The organism is Chryseobacterium camelliae (assembly GCF_030818575.1).
In the GTDB taxonomy this organism is placed as follows: domain Bacteria; phylum Bacteroidota; class Bacteroidia; order Flavobacteriales; family Weeksellaceae; genus Chryseobacterium; species Chryseobacterium camelliae_A.
The window spans coordinates 1057734-1076500 of the sequence record NZ_JAUTAL010000001.1 but is presented as its reverse complement, the minus strand read 5'-3'; the positions used below and the strand labels follow the sequence as shown (position 1 = coordinate 1076500).

The 18767-nt window shown below is 37.9% G+C and carries 16 protein-coding genes and 1 pseudogene; 7 read left to right on the top strand and 10 right to left on the bottom strand.

All coding sequences use genetic code 11. The annotated features are described in order from the left end of the window. The first annotated feature begins 297 nt into the window (after window positions 1-297). A complete protein-coding gene (locus QE404_RS04895) occupies window positions 298-681 on the top strand; it encodes a DUF1905 domain-containing protein (protein ID WP_307447253.1) in 384 nt (127 codons plus the stop codon). 270 nt (window positions 682-951) lie between these two features. Here QE404_RS04895 and QE404_RS04890 read toward each other — a convergent pair whose 3' ends face one another. Further along, window positions 952-3123 (bottom strand): hypothetical protein, encoded by a 2172-nt coding sequence (locus QE404_RS04890; RefSeq protein ID WP_307447250.1) that lies wholly within the window; start codon window positions 3121-3123, stop codon window positions 952-954. 269 nt (window positions 3124-3392) lie between these two features. Between QE404_RS04890 and QE404_RS04885 the strand changes: the two are divergent. Then, window positions 3393-3614, top strand: a pseudogene (locus tag QE404_RS04885) (DUF2188 domain-containing protein). 157 nt (window positions 3615-3771) lie between these two features. Next, window positions 3772-4677 carry a hypothetical protein gene (locus tag QE404_RS04880; protein WP_307447247.1) on the top strand — a complete coding sequence of 302 codons (906 nt, stop codon included), beginning with the start codon at window positions 3772-3774 and terminating at the stop codon, window positions 4675-4677. 189 nt (window positions 4678-4866) lie between these two features. Here the strand turns inward: QE404_RS04880 and QE404_RS04875 are convergent, their stop codons facing one another. The 3 genes from QE404_RS04875 to QE404_RS04865 all read right to left on the bottom strand — a co-directional run bounded on the left by QE404_RS04875 (window position 4867) and on the right by QE404_RS04865 (window position 7931). After that, complete coding sequence (locus QE404_RS04875; protein ID WP_307447245.1) at window positions 4867-6648, bottom strand: hypothetical protein; 1782 nt, start codon at window positions 6646-6648, stop codon at window positions 4867-4869. A 499-nt stretch (window positions 6649-7147) separates the two neighbouring features. After that, window positions 7148-7549 carry a hypothetical protein gene (locus QE404_RS04870; protein ID WP_307447243.1) on the bottom strand — a complete coding sequence of 134 codons (402 nt, stop codon included), beginning with the start codon at window positions 7547-7549 and terminating at the stop codon, window positions 7148-7150. Between the two features lie 121 nt (window positions 7550-7670). Further along, complete coding sequence (locus tag QE404_RS04865; protein ID WP_307447241.1) at window positions 7671-7931, bottom strand: helix-turn-helix domain-containing protein; 261 nt, start codon at window positions 7929-7931, stop codon at window positions 7671-7673. Between the two features lie 612 nt (window positions 7932-8543). On the opposite strand from QE404_RS04865, the gene QE404_RS04860 reads away from it, so the two are divergent. Next, window positions 8544-9110 carry a hypothetical protein gene (locus QE404_RS04860; RefSeq protein WP_307447239.1) on the top strand — a complete coding sequence of 189 codons (567 nt, stop codon included), beginning with the start codon at window positions 8544-8546 and terminating at the stop codon, window positions 9108-9110. Window positions 9111-9726: 616 nt separating this feature from the next. Here the strand turns inward: QE404_RS04860 and QE404_RS04855 are convergent. The 3 genes from QE404_RS04855 to QE404_RS04845 all read right to left on the bottom strand — a co-directional run bounded on the left by QE404_RS04855 (window position 9727) and on the right by QE404_RS04845 (window position 12036). Beyond that, window positions 9727-10020: a hypothetical protein gene (locus QE404_RS04855; protein WP_307447236.1), complete on the bottom strand. Its 294-nt coding sequence runs from the start codon at window positions 10018-10020 to the stop codon at window positions 9727-9729. A 412-nt stretch (window positions 10021-10432) separates the two neighbouring features. After that, complete coding sequence (locus QE404_RS04850) at window positions 10433-10930, bottom strand: YybH family protein (protein WP_307447233.1); 498 nt, start codon at window positions 10928-10930, stop codon at window positions 10433-10435. Next, window positions 10927-12036, bottom strand: a complete 1110-nt coding sequence (locus QE404_RS04845) for an acyltransferase family protein (protein WP_307453734.1) — start codon at window positions 12034-12036, stop codon at window positions 10927-10929. The genes QE404_RS04850 and QE404_RS04845 overlap by 4 nt, the downstream gene beginning before the upstream one ends. 43 nt (window positions 12037-12079) lie before the next feature. Between QE404_RS04845 and QE404_RS04840 the strand changes: the two genes are divergently transcribed. Then, window positions 12080-12508: a hypothetical protein gene (locus QE404_RS04840; protein WP_307447227.1), complete on the top strand. Its 429-nt coding sequence runs from the start codon at window positions 12080-12082 to the stop codon at window positions 12506-12508. Here QE404_RS04840 and bla read toward each other — a convergent pair. From bla to QE404_RS04825, 3 genes are all read right to left on the bottom strand, one after another. Continuing rightward, window positions 12470-13372, bottom strand: coding sequence for a class A beta-lactamase, subclass A2 (bla, locus tag QE404_RS04835; protein WP_307447225.1), 903 nt, complete (start codon window positions 13370-13372; stop codon window positions 12470-12472). The two genes, QE404_RS04840 and bla, sit on opposite strands and share 39 nt — an antisense overlap. Before the next feature lie 159 nt (window positions 13373-13531). Beyond that, window positions 13532-13945, bottom strand: coding sequence for a VOC family protein (locus QE404_RS04830; protein WP_307447224.1), 414 nt, complete (start codon window positions 13943-13945; stop codon window positions 13532-13534). A gap of 71 nt (window positions 13946-14016) precedes the next feature. Continuing rightward, window positions 14017-14598, bottom strand: a complete 582-nt coding sequence (locus tag QE404_RS04825; protein ID WP_307447221.1) for a Crp/Fnr family transcriptional regulator — start codon at window positions 14596-14598, stop codon at window positions 14017-14019. A gap of 184 nt (window positions 14599-14782) precedes the next feature. Here QE404_RS04825 and QE404_RS04820 point away from each other — a divergent pair, with 184 nt between their 5' ends. Next, window positions 14783-16621 (top strand): glycoside hydrolase family 35 protein, encoded by a 1839-nt coding sequence (locus QE404_RS04820; RefSeq protein ID WP_307447218.1) that lies wholly within the window; start codon window positions 14783-14785, stop codon window positions 16619-16621. Continuing rightward, a complete protein-coding gene (locus tag QE404_RS04815) occupies window positions 16618-18717 on the top strand; it encodes an alpha-L-fucosidase (RefSeq protein ID WP_307447217.1) in 2100 nt (699 codons plus the stop codon). The genes QE404_RS04820 and QE404_RS04815 overlap by 4 nt, the downstream gene beginning before the upstream one ends. Window positions 18718-18767: the final 50 nt, after the last annotated feature.

Here is an 18767-nt window from a genome sequence, read left to right as displayed (position 1 = left end):
AAGAAAAATTTTAAACCTAAAAACACATAATTATTTATATTATTTATAACCTTACGTTATGTTTTCGGGGAATTTAACCTATTTCAAGACCTGAAATTTATAAAAAAACACCAGATTATACTTTTATAAAAGTTTTTTTAACTAGCAAACAGCATTATTTCAAAATACTTATCTGTGAAAAAAATCCATGGAAAAGGAAGTTTGATCTGATGATTTTTAGACCTGGTGACCGGATCCGGCAGCGTGCTTTTCAGGATGATGTAACCGGCAGAAAAAAGTGGAATCCATGCTGACATTATGTTGTCAATCCCCTGCTCTATTTTTGTATCAGCATCCACGAATGATGAAAAAGAAAAAACCTTAGTTGACAAAACAGCCGTCCTTGAAAAATTCCAGGGAAAAGGAGGCTGGACCTTCGTCCGGATTCCTGAAGTGGAGCCCGGTAAAGATACACCCTTCGGCTGGGTACGGGTCTGCGGAACCGTCGACGGCTGCGAGATCAGGAGTTATCATCTCCAGCCGATGGGCAGCGGCCTGCTTTTCCTTCCTGTGAAATCTGAAATCAGGAAAAAAATTAAAAAACGGGAAGGCGATACCGTGCACATTACGCTGTATGAAGATCAGGCTCCCGCTGAAATCCCGGATGAAACAATACTTATTATTAGAATTAAGAAAATCTAAATAAAAAAAGAAGCAAAGTAATTAAACTCTGCTTCTAATTTCTGTGTTGACCTGATAAAGATCTGCAATGTTGGATTACATTTTCTAAACGGCCTAAGCGCATTCTAGTATAAGCTCTCACGAACACTGGTTTCCCACCAGCACATTGTACACATGTTGTCATAATAAATGGGGTTTAAGTTAATAATTATAACATCCACCCTTATGACTTGTCTGCATTTACAAATGTATTTTTATTTTACCACTTATCAAATAGATTATAAAATATTTCTATTTCAGATTTTTGGTTTCCTGATATAAATTAAGTAAATGATAAACGGACATATCTATTAATGGTTCGTACATAAATGAATTTACATGTATATTTTCAGGTGTCATTAGGTTAACCTTGTCTATAATTCCTAAGTTGAGACTTGTAGGATATTTTTTCTTGTACATATTAGACAGTACTCTTGTTTGAACATGATTTATTTTAGTAAGGTCTGCTTCTGGCAACTTAGATATCATATATTGTTCAGCTTTTAATCTACTAGCAATCGCCAAAGTAATTTTATTTTCCAACAAAATTTCATTGATGTTTTTTTCTTCAATTATTGAATCCGCAGTATCGAAAATAAAATTCTGAATTTTAATAGTTTTATCAAAATCAACTTCCTTGTCCTTCAATTTAGTGATTCTATTCTTATAAATAGTAAAAACATCATCAATTGTAATATCTTTTGAATTCGTTTTTTCGTGAAGGCAGCTTGTAAGTTTTATGCAGTCATCTGTCTCCGATGAATCTGAATAATCAATTATATTACGAATAAAAGAGATAAGACTTATGAAAACTTTGGGATCATGTGGACTTTTCAAAAACTCTTTAAAAAGATCTTTTTTATACAAACCTTCAACAATATTTATCGTTCGATTTTCATCTTTTGATGTCATATATGTTTGCTTATCCATGTTTAATCGTGATGCAATTGTTCTATAAAAATCGAAGTTATGTGTAAGAATGAGTGATTTAAATTTTTCTGATTGATGAAGTTCAATAATATATTCGATTATAGCATATTTATTTTTATAATCAAAAGAGTCTGCTATGTCATCAAAGATTAGCAATGTTTCCTTAGAATTATTTTTTCTTGATTCTATCTCAAACAAAAACTGCAAAATAAAATATGCCCGTTGTTCACCTTTACTAAGTATTTTTAATAAATTTTCTTTTGTCTGGGGTTTAGATTCTTCATTTTTATCTGTAAAAATAAACACCAAATTAGCTGTTTCTCTTTTTAAAATTACGTCTTGCAGATTCCCCATTTTTACTTCAAATGGTACATAAAATCTATCATTAAATTTTTTAATTATATCTTTCCATAGTTCTACCTCTTTTTTAGATTCTGAGATAATAATATCTAATTCTTTCTTTTTCTCTTCGTACATTTCAGATAATGCTTCAGCATCATTCTTAACCTCAGACACGAAGCTAGTCCAAACCTTCTTTTTGAACCCTTCATAATCTTTTAAATTTACCAATAAGGAATTATCTTGCTCAATAACCTGTTTGAATGCCCTCAGATCTACGTTTGCTCCAATAGCTTTGTCGACTTTGTTAAAAGATTCTTTTAACTTCTCATCAGCTAAAATTCTTTCAAGCTCTGCATTATATATTTCTTTTAATTGTGATGATTCTGTAATTTCTGTTCCATCTTCCAAAACAAATTTATGACCGGCATCAAAGTAAGAGTTATCTTCTATGGATTTCATAATTTCATTTGCCTGATAGGTTCCGAAAGTATTATCACCGGATAATTTAAATAACTTGGAATTTGAAAGGATTTGATTGTAGTTTTCTACATAATCATCTAACAAGTTCTCATTTTTATCTAAGAATTTTTTTACAATTCCTTTAGTATCAAATACTGTATTATACTTAAATGTAACCTTATCTGAGTCCTCAGTAAGCTGATCCACATTTGAGGATAATACGTCAAAGAAGTTTTTATCAGAATCGTTGCTAAAAGTTCCCATGTATTCAACTTCACAATCAGTACTCTTTGATATTGCTTTAAGCTTTTTTAAAAGTTCAGCTTTAGCAGTATTCAGTTCAGAATAAATTTGATCATATTTTTCTTTAAGTTCCTTACGAGCTATAAATGATGTTATTTTATTTGTCGCATCATACGAGTTGTCTTCCGCATTGATAACAAAAATTGACTCTGGATTTATTTCTAAGTCATCTGATAATATTTCAAATTTTGACTTCTTATTATACACAACATCTTTTGGAAGATCTTTTTTGTCATTCTTAGAAATCAAATCAAATGTTTTAGCGAATGAAGTTTTCATTGTTCCGTTCGGCGCATAAATAAGGTACGAATTAACCTTACTAAAATCAAATTCATGTTTTAGTTTTCCTATACCGAAGCAATTTTCAAAATCTAATTTTATAATTTTCATGGGTTTTTATTTTAAAAAATATGAGTTTCAATAATAAGATTTATTTCGATAATAAATATACGTGAAACCGTAATATGGAATTTTTCTTCAAAAAAATTCCATAAAACTTTCATGTACGCAAAATCATTGCGTAGTATAGTTCTAATTTCGTATTATGATTAGAAAGTGTAATAGATAACTCATTTTTTTTTAAAATAGTCGAATTATCTGATAATATGCACTTGCTTAATTACTGAAAGTAAAATTGTAATAAATTAAAATTTTCTATCATGAAAAAAAATCAACACGTCGTGCCGCATCAAGGAAAGTGGGCAGTAAAAGGAGCAGGTAATCAAAAGAATACCGTAATTACAAATACACAGAAAGAAGATATTGATAAAGCAAGGAATATTGCTATCAATTAAGAATCTGAGCTCTTTATTCATGGAAAAGATGGCCAGGTCAGAGCTAAAAATAGTTATGGTAATGATCCAAGTGATATAAAAGGCTAATTATCAAAAATGAATGAAATCAAATTATCAGTGACGTTTTTCCACTGTTGGTGAAAAGCAAAATTTAAAAATAATTAGGTATGAGTTATATATATATATATTAAAAATAGATGATGAACAAAAGTTCAGAGAAATAACAATTTAATAAAATAACAAAATGGAAACATTTAATACTTATTTTACAAAGTTAAGAAATCAAGATATAGACTTTGTAGATATTCCTTTAGGGGAAGATTTAGAGGCATTTATTTGCCCATTCTTAATTGAAAATAATAAACATAGTAATCCTGTTGCTCTTAAAGTCTATGAAAGAGTACATCAGTTTTTAATAAAACTCAATAGAGATTTTATTAAGCCAAACAAAAGAAATGAGGGAATAGAATTTCTTTCTCATCTGCACGAACCAAATGAATATCATTTAGGATATTCCGATAGAAACAAAGGCAAAGCAGTTTCAGATGTTAGAGCAGAAGTAATTTACGATGCTTTGAGAAATAACTCATTGGCAAAACAAAATATTGCAATTACAAATGAAGCGCATTTTGTCTTACTACTTGTAAAAGGCATTGGTCAAGATATTATGTCAGATATTATCGCAAATGTTTGTAGAGATATTTTTGCTGAATCAACTTTGAAAATATGTAGAAGGCATAAAGTTTCTACAATTTCAGTTAAGATTGAGTTTTATAATGCAATTGCTAAAAAGTGGGAAAAAAAATCTGCTGATTTACCAAATTTTGCAGGTAAATCAATCATATTATTACCAAAATTTATTATTAGTGGAGGAAGAGCCTACTCAAATTTATATAATTGGTTTATTGCAAGAAATTATCTTGCTTTTGAAATTCTTAATAGAAAAAAACCGCTTTCTTCAGATGGTAAGTTTATCTTCAAATTGAAGAATGGCACACAGAAAGCTATTATTAAGAAAATTTACAAAGCGTACAGAAAACCTAAGGATGAACTTATAGATTTCGTTAAAAAATTTAGAGGTTCACTGGATGAATTTGTGTGGTATGCAAAGGAAAATTATCCGGAGCTGAATTTAGATGATTTAAGATAGAATATTGATTAAATAATTGCGGTCAAAAAGCCGCAATTATTAATTTGAATTAATCAAATCTTAAATAGTGAGATGATAACTATAAAATAATCATTTCCAATTTGAACAACAAATATCTATATTACTAACAATTATTTTTAAACCATAACTGTCAGATAAAATCGTGGCTACTACAATTCATATTTCTAGTTAACTCTCGATTCCTAAGATAACTTCTTTATAATTTTTTATAGTTAATTCTTCACTAATATGCTTTTCTAGTAATTCAGAATGATATTCAATATTAATTTTCATTTCCAAAACTATTTCTTCTATCGAGACAAATTTTTTTTGACTAGAATAATATATGATTTTTGATAAAAAAATATCTAGATAATAATGTAGATGCTCTATTAAGATTGTTGTGTAAGATGGGTATGTTCCTGAATGTACAATTAAACTTCTTGTTCTATAAATACGTCTTAAATGCCACTCTAATTTTTGCTTATGACTATTTAAAGATTTTTTGATTGTTGCAGGAGATTTGAATGCGCTATTTAACTCAAAAATTCTAAATTTTAATAATGGAAAATCATCTAAATCATTATATATACTATTCCTAAAATTTGAATTCTCTTTAAGAGTTATTAGTGCAACTGTTTTTTCAAAGTTGTTTTTAGCATTATCATGTTTTACTTTATTAAGAATTGATAACATTTTTGCTTTATTCCAACTTTGTAGGTCTTGGAATATTTGCCTAAATAATTTATCAGTATAATTAATTTGTAAGAAAGGAATTAACTTTGATGTGATTTGTACTATTCTATCTTGATTTAGCTCTGATGATTTGGGAATTAACGTTTCAATAGATGCCCACAAATCAAGTATTTGATTTTCAATAGCTGAAGTAGATAACGCAGCACTATGTAAATCAACACATCTTAAAAAACGATATAATGAATCACTTTTAAGCTTTAGATCTTTAAGTACGCGTTCAACTTTTATTGCAGCACTTGCAGGGTTCTCCTCAAATTTTGTTTTAAGAATTGACTTTAATGGTTCATTTATTACTACAACATAATTATCTTCTTTTCTTGCAACAACACTTTTTTTTCTTAATTCCGGTTTCTGTTTATGATGATAAAAGTTAAACAAATTTACAGCTTGTTCAAGGAATTTCTCGGCCTGTACTTTAGCAGAATGATGATCAAAATCTTTAATTTTACTACTGATGATAAATGATTCGTTATTCTTTCGACTTTTTTTGAAGTTTTTATCCTCTTGCAAGTTAGAAAAACATGAGTAATTTTTAGTTACTACTATATCAAATCTATTTAATGTATCTTTAAATTGGGTAAATATATAGCTACCAATAAAAACAACAGTAAACTCCTTTACTTCAAAGTCAAAAATGTTAAAAAAATCATTAATATTTTCAACTTTATCGATAATTTTTGATTGATTAAAGAAAAAATTATTATTTTGAAAATATATCTGATTTGGATTATATCCATAATTGATTAATTCAGAAACATAGTAGCTAGCTAGCTTTTTTATATTTTTCTTTTCCTTATTGCCTTTAATTAATTTGATTAAATTTATTTTTATTTGCTCTAAGTATTTTTTATCATCAAAAAAACCGTATATATGATTTATTATTATTTCAAGCTCTTTTAACCTAATTTCATTTGGATTTAATTGTCTTAAATAGTACTCAAATTTTTTACCTAGTAATTCTTTAGCAGCAATATCTCGATTAAGGCTCCACTTTAACTCTTCTATGATGGATGATAGATTTCGCTTAGGCATAAAATCTCCTTTAATCTCCTCAAGTATATTTAAACATTCTATACACAATAATCTACTATTTAGCGCCAATGGTTTATAGGAATCTAAAGTATAATCAAAAAGCATTTCATCAATAGATTGAGCGAAAAAAAGCAAACAATCTAAATTAGGTTGTTCCCAATGCTTATTATTAGTTTTTCTCATGAAAATAATTAACTATAGGATAATTTAAAATTTAACCATTTTATTAACACAAAGTAACCATATAATCAGAATAAATTTGATTATTATCAAGTCTATTAATAAATTTCCTGCAGAATTCAATAAAGATATAAGAATCTTCTAGATTCTTGGTAGTTATATCTTCAATCAGATTTCTCAGTAAATTACGATTGGTTTTTTCCAACATTTCTATTTACTGTATTTAATTTTATTATATATGCTGAAAGTTTTGGTTCATGTGCCATCTAATGTTTTTTTACTCTTTAATAGTTTTAAAGCTTTGTATTCTATCCAAAAATACAAAACCACCAACTCACCTTATTGCGGCTTTCCGTAAAACACAAAAATAAAAACCATTACAAAATTCCCGTTCAGTATTTTCACTGAATTTCATATTAAACAAGTAGACATCTTCCATCTAAAAAACAAAAAACCTGGCATAAGCCAGGTTTTAAATTTTATTTATCTTGAATTGAATTCATTATCTTCTTCTTGGAGCACTTCTTGTGTGCGAACTTACACGAGTTCCATCTTTTTTAGTGTAGCCTTTTACATGAACCGTTCCCCCGCTGCTTGTGCTTGGCGTATAATGATAGGAAGGTGTTGATGCATTATAGCTTTTGGCTGGTGAGTATGCACTATAAGAAGTATAACTTGGATTATAAGCCAGACCATAATAATTTCCCCATTTTATTCTTTTGTAGTTTTTTTTATTTGCTTTAGTGGAAATGTAAACTTGGGTATCTTTAGGTATTGTAGTTATAATACTTTCATTACTACTACCTGCATATACATTGGTATCTTCTGTTAGTAGTACCGTATAGTAATTTGTACAAGAGACCATTGATACTAGAATGATTAAAAAGAAAGCGATTTTTTTCATGGATTTATTATTTAGTTATAATTAAGATATCTTCATGTTTATTACTGCAAACTTATTTCATTATTTCTTTTAAATATTACGGGTTTCCGTAAAGCAAAAAAAATCCTGACTTTCGTCAGGATTATTCTTCAATTTTATACTTCTCAATATCGAATTCAAAGTCAAACAACTCTTTAGGAGGGATTTTAAATGCTGAAGCCATTTTAAGTATGGTTTCAATAGTAGGATTTCCCTTACCGTTTTCATATTTATTATAATTACTGGAATCAAAAACTGAATTTTGTGCAACAGCATCCATAGAATTATATTTTTCCTTTCTTATCTCTCTGAGATGTTCAGAAAAACACTGCATATACAATTTTAAAACGTCTTTGCTATCCATTAATTTATAATTAACAGCAATTTTGTAATTTCATCAAAATATTTCATGGTAATATATTACCATATCTCAGATTTTTTCTTATATTTGTAAATGTATTACATCCAAAGATGTAATTTTGCGATACTTCAACGATTATTAGAAGCTATTGCTTAGAATCTCAACTTGAAAACTGGTAATTTAAAAGGAACGAGACGATAAGCAGGAAGCTCACGACCTAGGCGTGAGTTCTCTTATTTGTTCCAGGGTATACCAGTACCTCAAGTTAGATATTGTAGAACTCCACGCCGTTTTTATTTCATGCAGTCCGCTGTATCTACAAATGTTCTAAGCCAATCCTTCTCAACGATAAAGTGTTATATAAGTGTTAAGTGTGTTTTTTAGGATGTACCGGCTTGCAGCCGTGTATGTCTGCTTTCCGGTGCCCGGAGGCCACTGTTTTTGATCCTTTGGTTACCCGGTTCTTTTCTCCGCCAATGGGCATCAGGAAAGCTTTTTTAAAACATCAATAACTTGTTTTTAAGTTTGCCGTTACAAAAGAACAGTTCATAAAAACAAACCGTTCCGGGAATTCCTATGCACAACCGGAACCTCATCAACACAAAAAAACATAGTATGAAAAAAGAAACCACAGATTTACAATCCCGGCTTAAACCAAGCCCTAAAAAGCATTCCAGCCTGAAAATGATGGAACATTTCTTTCAATCTGTTGACCTCAACACAGCCAAAGACCTTTTGAACACCATCATGCAGTATGCCGTGCAGAAAAGAGACTGGATCAATGAAGACCTTTCCGTGATGGTCCATTTCCACCAATCGATGCGATCATTCATCCGTGCCGGGTATTTTCTTCGGATGAAAGCCAAAAAATGGATGCTCAGCAATTCAGCTGAAATCTCATCCCCACTCATGCAGGGCTTTCTTTCCGATGCAGAATACCAAAATCCCCTGCTGGTTTTTCATTCCGCTTTCATCGATTATAGAGTCAAGGAATTTGATTATTTCCTGGGCGGGATGGTCTACTTTTCCCTCGGCGCCTACCGCTGCGGACCGGAAAAGAATATGGTGGGTCCTTATATCCATCTGATGAAGATGCTGGATGCCGGGTTTATCATTCTGGAACGGAGGAAGGCTTTTTTAGAAAGTAAAGAGGGTGAAGAAGGTGAAGAATGCGAAAGGTGAAGGTTTGGTAGATGGAGATTGTCTTTCATTTTATCTGTACAGGCTTGTGTTGCAGTGAGAAAAACCTCATAGGTTTTGAAAACCTATGAGGTTTGAATACCTGTCAGATCATTTTATTTTTGCTCGCTGATGGTGCAGATTGCGCAGATTTTTTATTTATATCCCGGACAGAGGAGATTGATAAAGTAAAGGGTGGAATTTTTCTAATGAAATGTGTACTCAGTATTTCATTTTTATAGGCTTATTTGCAGTAAAAAAAACCTAACGGGTTTCCAAAACCCGTTAGGTTTAGAAATAGATGATCTCTAATTGGGAAACCTTGAAGGTTTAGAGAGGAAAGAACAGATGTTTTCATCATCATTTTTATCCTGCACCTACCTCTGTTGTCGTCTTAAATTTTGCTGCGATGGGAAAACCTCATAGGTTTTGAAAACCTATGAGGTTTGAATGCCTGTCAGATCATTTTGAAATGTGTACTCATTATTTCATTTTTATAGGCTTATTGGCAGTAAAAAAACCTAACGGGTTTCCAAAACCCGTTAGGTTTAGAAATAACACAACACCCTAAGCAAACTGATTTTTGCAGAAGATATTTGCCTGCATTACATTGTCTGTTTTAAACCAGGCCCTTATTCCAGTTTTCTGCTACAAATGCATTGAGCTTATCCCGCATCACTATAGCACTGGCTTGCGGAAGCCTGATCAATTTTTCCACTTTTTGAAAACTTTCCTTAGTTTTGGGAACGTCGTATTTTTTTACAAATGCATCGCAAAAATAAACCACTTCATAGCGTTCTCTTTTGCTGACACGTTCCCGATCACGAATAGCGATGTAATCCGGGTTATCTGCATTAGTTGTGGTGTTAATGTAATCGTGGTGGAGCAAATCCTCCTCAGTGTAATTTACCATAATGTATCTATTTTGTGCAACAAATATATTCTGGTCTTTTTTCACAACCATACGGAAATCCGTAAGGCAGTTTCAATATATCAGCTTAATGCCATACCTTCATATTTCAATGAAAAAATATTCGCGGTCTCTGACTTGGGAAAATAATGTAAATCAATCCAGAAAACCCAAACCTGAAAAATAATTGCTGTATTTTTTTTATAGTTCGCAGATGGCACAGGTCTCACAGATTTTCTTTATTTACATCCTGGACAAAGGAGGCTGATAAAGCAAATGATGGAGTTTTCTGATGAAATGTGTATCCGGTATTTGACTTTTATAGGGTTAAACCTCATAGATTTTGAAAAACTATGAGGTTTGAATGCCTGTAGATCATTTTATTTTTATTTTTCCGCTCGCGGATGGCGCAGATTTACTCAGGTTCCGGGAAAAATTTTGCGTTTTCTATAGAATAAATAACACTCACAATTTTCCATTTTCCTGCTGCTTTGATCAGGTGCCAGGATTCACAGCCCCAATTGGTGACGGTCTGGCCTTCACGAAAGGTATAATCGAAAGTTACGCTTGCCACAACATCATCGTTGATGATGCGGATATTCCTGAATTCTTCTTCCTTCTTTCCCGGTTTCAAAACATAGCGGAAGAAGTTTTCATACGTATCTTTAAAGTCATTTTTAATGTTCAAAGGATTCACTTCCAGACGTTTTGCCTGCGATCTGTTTTTAACCATACCGATCCATACCACTGGATTTTCATGGAACAGGCTGTAAAATGTTGCCGAATCTTTCCTGATGATGCTTTCTTTAACCTGCCGGACAACGGTTTCGATTTCCTTTTTTTCTGTGGTGTAGTTCTGAGCCGTCGCAAAACCGGACAGCAGCATGAAGATGAGCAGATGAATGTTTTTCATAAATGGTATTTATTAAGGATTTTATTTTTGATCTGAGCAGACGGCTTTTCGATGGTATACCGGTACAGCAGCCCAACCATGACACAGCTGATCAGGCAAAGGAGCAATACGATAGTATCTGAAACCGGGATGTTATACTGATCCAGAAAGCGCTGTACCAGATGGATGATTCCTTTGTGGGACAGATAAATGGCATAGGACAGGACAGCCAGTTGCGATGTGATCATATTGGGATTCCGGCCGAGGAACGAAGACCTTGAAAGCGCTCCCGCTACCAGGAGCCCGTAACTGGCTGCCACCAGAGTAAACCCGAAAACCGAAGCCTGTGCGGAATACTGGTCTTTACAGAACCACAAGGAAAAAACAATGGCCAGAACTCCTGCAACAGTCAGGAGATTTCCATTTGTATGGATGATAGCTTTAAACCTGGATGAAAATTGATACCAATATCCCATCAGCACGCCGATGGCCAATCCGTCCAGGCGAGTATAGGTGGGATAATAGATCTTCATATACCACGCTTTCCAGAATTCAGGCGTTTCCCGGAGCGGAAGGACAGCATGCGCCCAGAAAAAAAACCTTAACAGCATAGTGAGAATAAGCAGGAAAAGAATGGCGGACTTCACATATTTCATCGCCTTGAGCCGCACCAAAAGCAATAACGACAACGGAAGCACCAGGTAAAACTGTTCCTCGATGCACAATGACCAGGCGTGCGAAAATGTCCCGTTGTCAATCACATTCAATCCATAGTTCTGCGTAAAGGAAAGGAATTTCCACAACGGCGGAAGCGCTTCCCTTTCCCGGAATGCGGGAAAGCAGAAATACAGCAACAACGTTAACGCGTATGGCGGAATGATCCTGAAAAACCGTTTGGTAAAAAAACTTTTCAGCCGGATAGTACCGTATTGGCTGATTTCCCCGAACAACTGGCTGGAGATCAGGAAGCCGCTCAGCACAAAAAACAGATCCACGCCGGTCCAGCCAACCCAGCCAATGGTATCAATCCACGCCGGATGTTCAAACATTCGGTAATGATACAACAGCACCAGCAGAATGGCAACAGCTCTCAGGTGGTCCAGCCCGTAAAATTTTTCTCGCTCCATTATTTTTTTGAGCAAAATTGCTCTTATTGACAATACCAAATAGATGGAAGATGCAGAATGCCTCAGACTGGATGCAGATGCCTATATTTTCTGTATGAATGTAAATTGTTGTAAGCGGATGTTAAGAGAGAAATGCAATCCTACTCAACAGGAAAGAACTGAAAATATAACCAACAGGCACGGAGCCCATGTTTCTGCTATAGCTGGCCGTAATGCTTATGCCATCTGCTGTAATGGATGCCTCATCTTTGTTGATGAAAATAATAATCCTCCTGACTTTCCATGTGGAGAAAGGAATGAGGATCCCGCAGCCGGCGGTTTGAAGTACATAAAAAAATTAGCATACCTTCATTTCAGGTATGCTATATTCTTTTATAAATGCCGTGTAAGTAACTGTTTAAAGTTGCTGACTGACTATTTTATACGCATGATACTATTTCTTTCTGTTGAAATAATCCCAGGCTGCCTTTGAGATATCGGCGATGATTTTCTCGTTCGTTTCTGCATTTTCCGTGGACTTTGTGACAAAAACAGTAATGAAATAATGCTTTCCGTTAGGCAGAAAGACAATTCCCATATCATTAACAGCAGCAGTAATGCCCTCTTTATTGGAGCCTGAAGACCCTGTCTTATGTGCCACCACTGTTTTCTTAGGCAGCTGTCCCCGGAGCCTGTTCTCTCCCGTTTCAGTTTCCCGCATCACCTTCCAGATGAAATCGTAACTCTTCTTCGAGAGCAGTTTGTTGGGATTGGCATAGAAAAGTTCCAGGATTTCGTTGCCTGCTTTCGGGGTAGTCCAGTTCAGGAATTGGAGGTCCCAGTTGGCCTGTTGGGTTTCTTCATTGATTTTAATGGAAATATCTTTCACTCCGCTGTCCTTACAGTACTTTTCTACTACTTCCGGGCCGCCGATCATTTTCAGCAAAAGTTCACAGCCCACATTGTCGCTTTGTGAAACTGTATATTCCAGTATTTTAGACAATGGGAGCGTTACCCCGTTAGGATACTGATCTCGGATCGGGCTGTACAGATCCGGTAATAAATCCTTCTTCCCTATCTTTATTTTCTGGTTGAGGCTGAATTTACCCTGGTCAACTTGTGAAAGGACCGCTAATGCAATATGGAACTTAAACACGCTTTGCAGCGGAAAATGCCTGTCGCCGTTAATGGATAAGGTATCCCTGCCGTCCTGGCTTTTAATGGCAACGCCTACTTCAGCATTCTTTGATGAAATAATCTGCTGTATTCTTTCTTTCAGGTTATCTGTAGTCTGGGCAAAAGCCTGGCAGCAGATCATAAAGGCAAACAGAACGGTGAGTCTGAATCGGTGTATCATTGTGGTATGTTTTTATTGTAAAGTGCAGCTCAATTACTTTCCGGAAATGTTTTTACAATATTCTATCCGAAATAAACATTGAAACAATTTTCAAATATAAACATACCAACTCAAACCACATCATTCCCTATGCAGGCAGCAGCCTAAATGCCCTTTACGTCATGATTCCGAATGCAGACCGATCCTATTGCCCTCACTGTCAATGATCACAGCAATCAATCCTACGGGGCCGAAAAGCTGCTTCGGTTCCGCAATCTTTCCTCCGGACGGCACTACCCTGTCCAGGACGGCCTGAATACTCGGGCTGGCATTCAGGTAAATGATGGTCCCCTGATCTGAAGGATGGTTTCCGGCAGATTTGGCCAACACTCCGGTTACCCTTCCGGAAGTAGCCTGAACCACATCAGGATCAGCAGGAAAGAAAATGCCTTCATCTTCACCGTCCCCTTTCCTGACCATTTTGATGTCTAAAATAGTTTCATAAAAACTTTTTGCCCGGTCCAGGTCTGATACCGGGATTTCAAACCACGTGATCACATTGGTGTGTTCGTCGATCTTTCTTAATTTTTGCATAATGACTTATTTTTTTGTACAAAGGAAGATCTTTTAAGAAACAGTGCCCTGTGACAATCGTCACATAATTTTCACCTTGAAACCCTGCGCCTCCTGATGCGGCTTAGAGTTTCCCTTCGGACTCCAAGAAATGAAGCCAGCTGGGAAAGCGGCACCCGCTGTACAAGTTCCGGCCTGTTCTTCTCGAGGTATTCCAGCCTTTCTTCAGCAGAATACAGCTGAAAAACGGTCAGCAGTTCTTCCTGCCGAACCGCATACCTCCGGATGCAGCTCCTTCCCAATGCTTCAACCTCCGCCGAATGTTTTGAAATCTCAAACAGCTTTTCCCGGTCAAAGACAACCGCTGACAAGTCTTCACAGGCAACGATGTTGAAGTCAGATTTCTGCCCGGAACCGAAGCTGTTGATGTTCGTTACGATTTCATTCTCAAAGAAAAAACCTGTATTTTTAACCTCACCTTCGATCTCATAATACGTCTTGCAGTAGCCTTTTACTACAAAAAACAGGGAACGGCAGACCGCTCCTTGCTCCAGAAGGAAATCATTCTTCCTGAATTCACGGCTCGTAAGTGCAGGCCTGAGGATGTCCCAGCCCTGGTCTGAAAACGGCATCAGCGAACGGAGGAAATGCAGCACTTCTTTTTCTCCAGTCATTATTTGAGTATTTTTAAGGTTTAAATGTAAAAAATTCCGGCTGGATGACCATCTGTACAGGTAGCTTTTATTGCTTTATCTGACATCCCGTTTTCATATTTGTTCCGGATTCGGTAATATTAGTATCTTGCCATACGCATTCCGGCCTCTGATACAGGCTTGGACAACAGCCCAACAACCCATTATGAAAAGACTTCTTTTTATTCTCGGCAGCCTCTTTTGCTGTATTATTACACCCTGCTACAGCCAGCAGGCACATCACACGTTCACCCTGGGCGATTCCGACTTTTTACTCGACGGAAAGCCTTTACAGATGATCTCCGGGGAAATGCACTGTGCCCGCATCCCAAGAGAAGCCTGGCGCGACCGGATGAAAATGGCCAAAGCCATGGGACTGAATACAATAGGCACCTATGTGTTCTGGAATGTACATGAAGAAGTACCGGGAACTTATGATTTCAGCGGGAACAATGATATTGCCGCATTTGTGAAAACCGCTCAGGAAGAGGGTTTATGGGTAGTGCTTCGGCCCAGTCCATATGTCTGTGCTGAATGGGAATTCGGGGGTTATCCGTGGTGGCTTTTAAAAGACCCGCAAATGAAAGTAAGGAGTACCGATCCTAAGTTTGTGGCTGCTTATACCCGATATATCAATGCTCTGGCAAAGCAGCTTGCTCCGCTTCAGGTTACCCATGGCGGCAATATTCTGATGGTGCAGGTTGAAAATGAATACGGATCCTACAGCGATGATAAAAATTACCTCGACCTGAACCGGAAAATATTCAGAGAAGCCGGGTTTGACGGGATTTTGTTTACCTGTGACGGAGCAGACCAGATGCCGAAAGGCTACCTGCCCGGCTATCTGCCGGCAGTCAACGGTCTGGAAGACCCTGCAAAAGTGAAAGCACTCATCAACCAGTACCACAATGGTAAAGGACCGTATTATGTCGCGGAATGGTATCCCGGATGGTTTGATGACTGGGGTAAAAAGCACGCGCATGTTTCGGCAGAACAATCTGCCAAGACGCTCGATGCACTTTTATCAGCCGGCATTTCCGTGAATATGTATATGTTCCACGGCGGTACCACCCGCGGATTTATGAACGGAGCCAATATGAATGCACAAAATCCGTATGCTCCGCAGGTATCCAGCTATGATTATGATGCTCCCCTTGATGAAGCGGGAAACCCGACTGAAAAATTCTTTGCCTTCAGGAATGTCATTGAGAAGCATCTTCCTAAAGGACAGGCTATTCCGGACGTCCCGGCAAAGAAACCTGCCGTTAAGATCGCCGATATTCCACTGGACGGTTTTGCCAATATTTTCAGTCAGCTCCCTAAACCGCAGCAATCAGCAAAACCACTGTCTTTTGAGGATCTGGGACAGGCGTATGGTTTCGTACTCTACCGGACAACGCTTAGCAAAGGCGGATTGCTGAAAATCAGGGAGCTGAGAGATTATGCCCTGGTCTATGTTAACGGAAAGTACATCACCACTCTGGACCGGCGGCTGAAACAGGACTTAGTAGCGTTATCCGGCATCCCTTCAGGAGCCACCCTGGACCTTTGGGTAGAAAACAACGGCCGCATCAATTACGGTCCATACCTCGCAGATAACCGTCATGGCATCACAGAATCCGTTTCCGTTGACGGACAGGAGATTTCAGGATGGAAAATGTACCGCTTCCCGTTTAGTACTGTAAACAACTTCTCTTTCAGCCGGACAGCTGAGCAAAAAGACGGGCAGCCTGGCCTGTATAAAGGAACTTTTACCCTAAATCAGCCTGCAGATATGTACCTGGATATGCGGGATTTCGGAAAAGGATTTGTATTCCTGAACGGACATAACCTTGGAAAATACTGGCAAATAGGTCCGCAGCAGACGATCTATGTGCCGGCTTCCTGGCTTAGGAAAGGTAAGAACGAGGTCATTGTTTTCGATGAACTGAAAAGCGGACACACCCGTCTTTCTACCGTCGACCATGCCATCCTGGATCAGAACAATACACCGGAAAGTAAATGAAAAAGTGGATCTTCCTGAGCGGACTGATGGCAGGTATCCTTCCCTGTGCCGCACAAAATGCTCCCCAGCCTTACGGAGCCCTTCCTACCCAAGCTCAGCTGGACTGGCATGAAATGGAAATGTACTGCATCATACACTATGGCGTAGACACGTACACTGACCGTGAATGGGGCTACGGAGATGAAGACCCCGCACTCATCAATCCTGCACGGTTTGATGCACGCCAGATCGTGGCAGCAGCTAAAGCCGGCGGGTTCAAAGGTGTGATAGTCGTGGCCAAACATCATGACGGGCTCTGCCTGTGGCCTACGGAAACTACTGCACACAGCATCCGTAAAAGTCCGTGGAAAAACGGAAAGGGCGATATGGTACAGGAATACCGGGAAGCCTGTGAGCAGCTGGATATGAAACTGGGCATCTACTGCTCTCCCTGGGACCGCAACAGCCCTTATTACGGCACACCGGAGTATGTTGAAATATACCGCAGGCAGCTGAAAGAACTGTATAGTAGCTACGGTAAAATCTTTATCTCCTGGCATGACGGTGCTAACGGAGGAGACGGATATTACGGCGGCAGCCGGGAGACCCGGAAAATAGACCGTTCATCCTACTACGGCTGGGAAACCACCTGGGCAATGATCCGGAGCATGCAGCCGGGAGCGGCGATTTTTGGCGATGTGGGTCCGGATGTCCGCTGGGTAGGCAACGAAGAAGGCCATGCCGGCGAAACCTGCTGGGCTACCTACGAACCCCAGGCTCCGGAACAAGGAAGGCAGCCTTCCAACGGCTTCACCCGATATGAACTGGGTACCGAAGGCACCCGGAACGGAAAATACTGGATGCCGGCGGAGTGCGATGTCTCCCTCCGTCCGGGATGGTTTTACCACGCCCGTGAAAACAGCCGCGTCAAAACACCCGATGAACTGCTGGATCTTTATTACAAAAGTGTAGGCCGCGGAGCCAACCTGGATCTTGGACTCTCCCCAAACCCTGATGGACAGCTGAATCCGGAAGATGTGGCATCGCTTCAGCAGTTCGGATATCTCCTCCGTAAGACTTTTTCCAAAAACCTTGCAGCGGGTGCTTCCCTGTCCGCCAGTAATACCCGCGGAAATAATCTTTCCCAATACGGGCCGCAGCACCTGCTGGATGATGACCGCTATTCTTACTGGGCAACCGATGACAACGAAACCACACCGGAACTTACAGTATCACTCCCCGCCGAAACAACTTTCAATGTCATTCGGCTGCGGGAAAATATCAAGCTAGGCCAGCGCATTGAAGCTTTTACAATTGAAGCTTTTTCCGGAGGAATATGGAAAAAGATCGCTGCTGCTACAAGCATCGGTCCCAACCGCCTGATACGGCTTCAAAATCCGGTTACAGCCTCCAGGATCAGGCTTATAATTACCATTTCTCCCGTAGCTATTGCGCTGAGTGATTTCGGATTGTATTATGAACCTGAATTGCTCAGAAAACCAGTTATTACAAGGAATCAGAACGGGCAAATCAGTATCGAATCTTCACAAAATGGTTCAAAAATCTATTATACGCTGGATGGCAGTACACCTACCCGCTCCTCTTCAAGGTACCGCAAACCACTCCGGTTACCTGATGGCGGATTGGTAAAGGCTATGGCCTTTCTCGAAGACCAGCAGAGCCAGGTGGCTGTCCTACAGTCAGGACCCGTAAAAACAGGATGGAAACCCGTACAGCCGAAACCTTCGGGCAAGACAAATCCTGCTGAATATGCTATCGATGACCGTCCCGAAACATTTTATCAGGCTTCATCCATGCCTTCTGAAATAGTGATTGACATGGGCCGGAAGCAGAACGTAAAGGCCGTTACCTATCTGCCACGACAGGACGGAGACCTATCCGGGACCGTTACTCATTACAGTATAGAAACAAGTGAGGATGGCATACGGTGGCAAAGGGCAGCAGACGGAGAGTTTTCAAACATTAAAGCGAACCCGGCTGAACAGGTCATGATCTTGAAAAAACCGGCTTTGGTACGCTTCATCCGTTTCAAGGCTTCTGAAATTCTGTCCGGAAAAGGGATGACTGCCGCAGAAATCGGTATACAGATGAAGTGATTGAAAAATTAAGATACCTCATTAAAATATAAAAACTGCCTTAATTACTA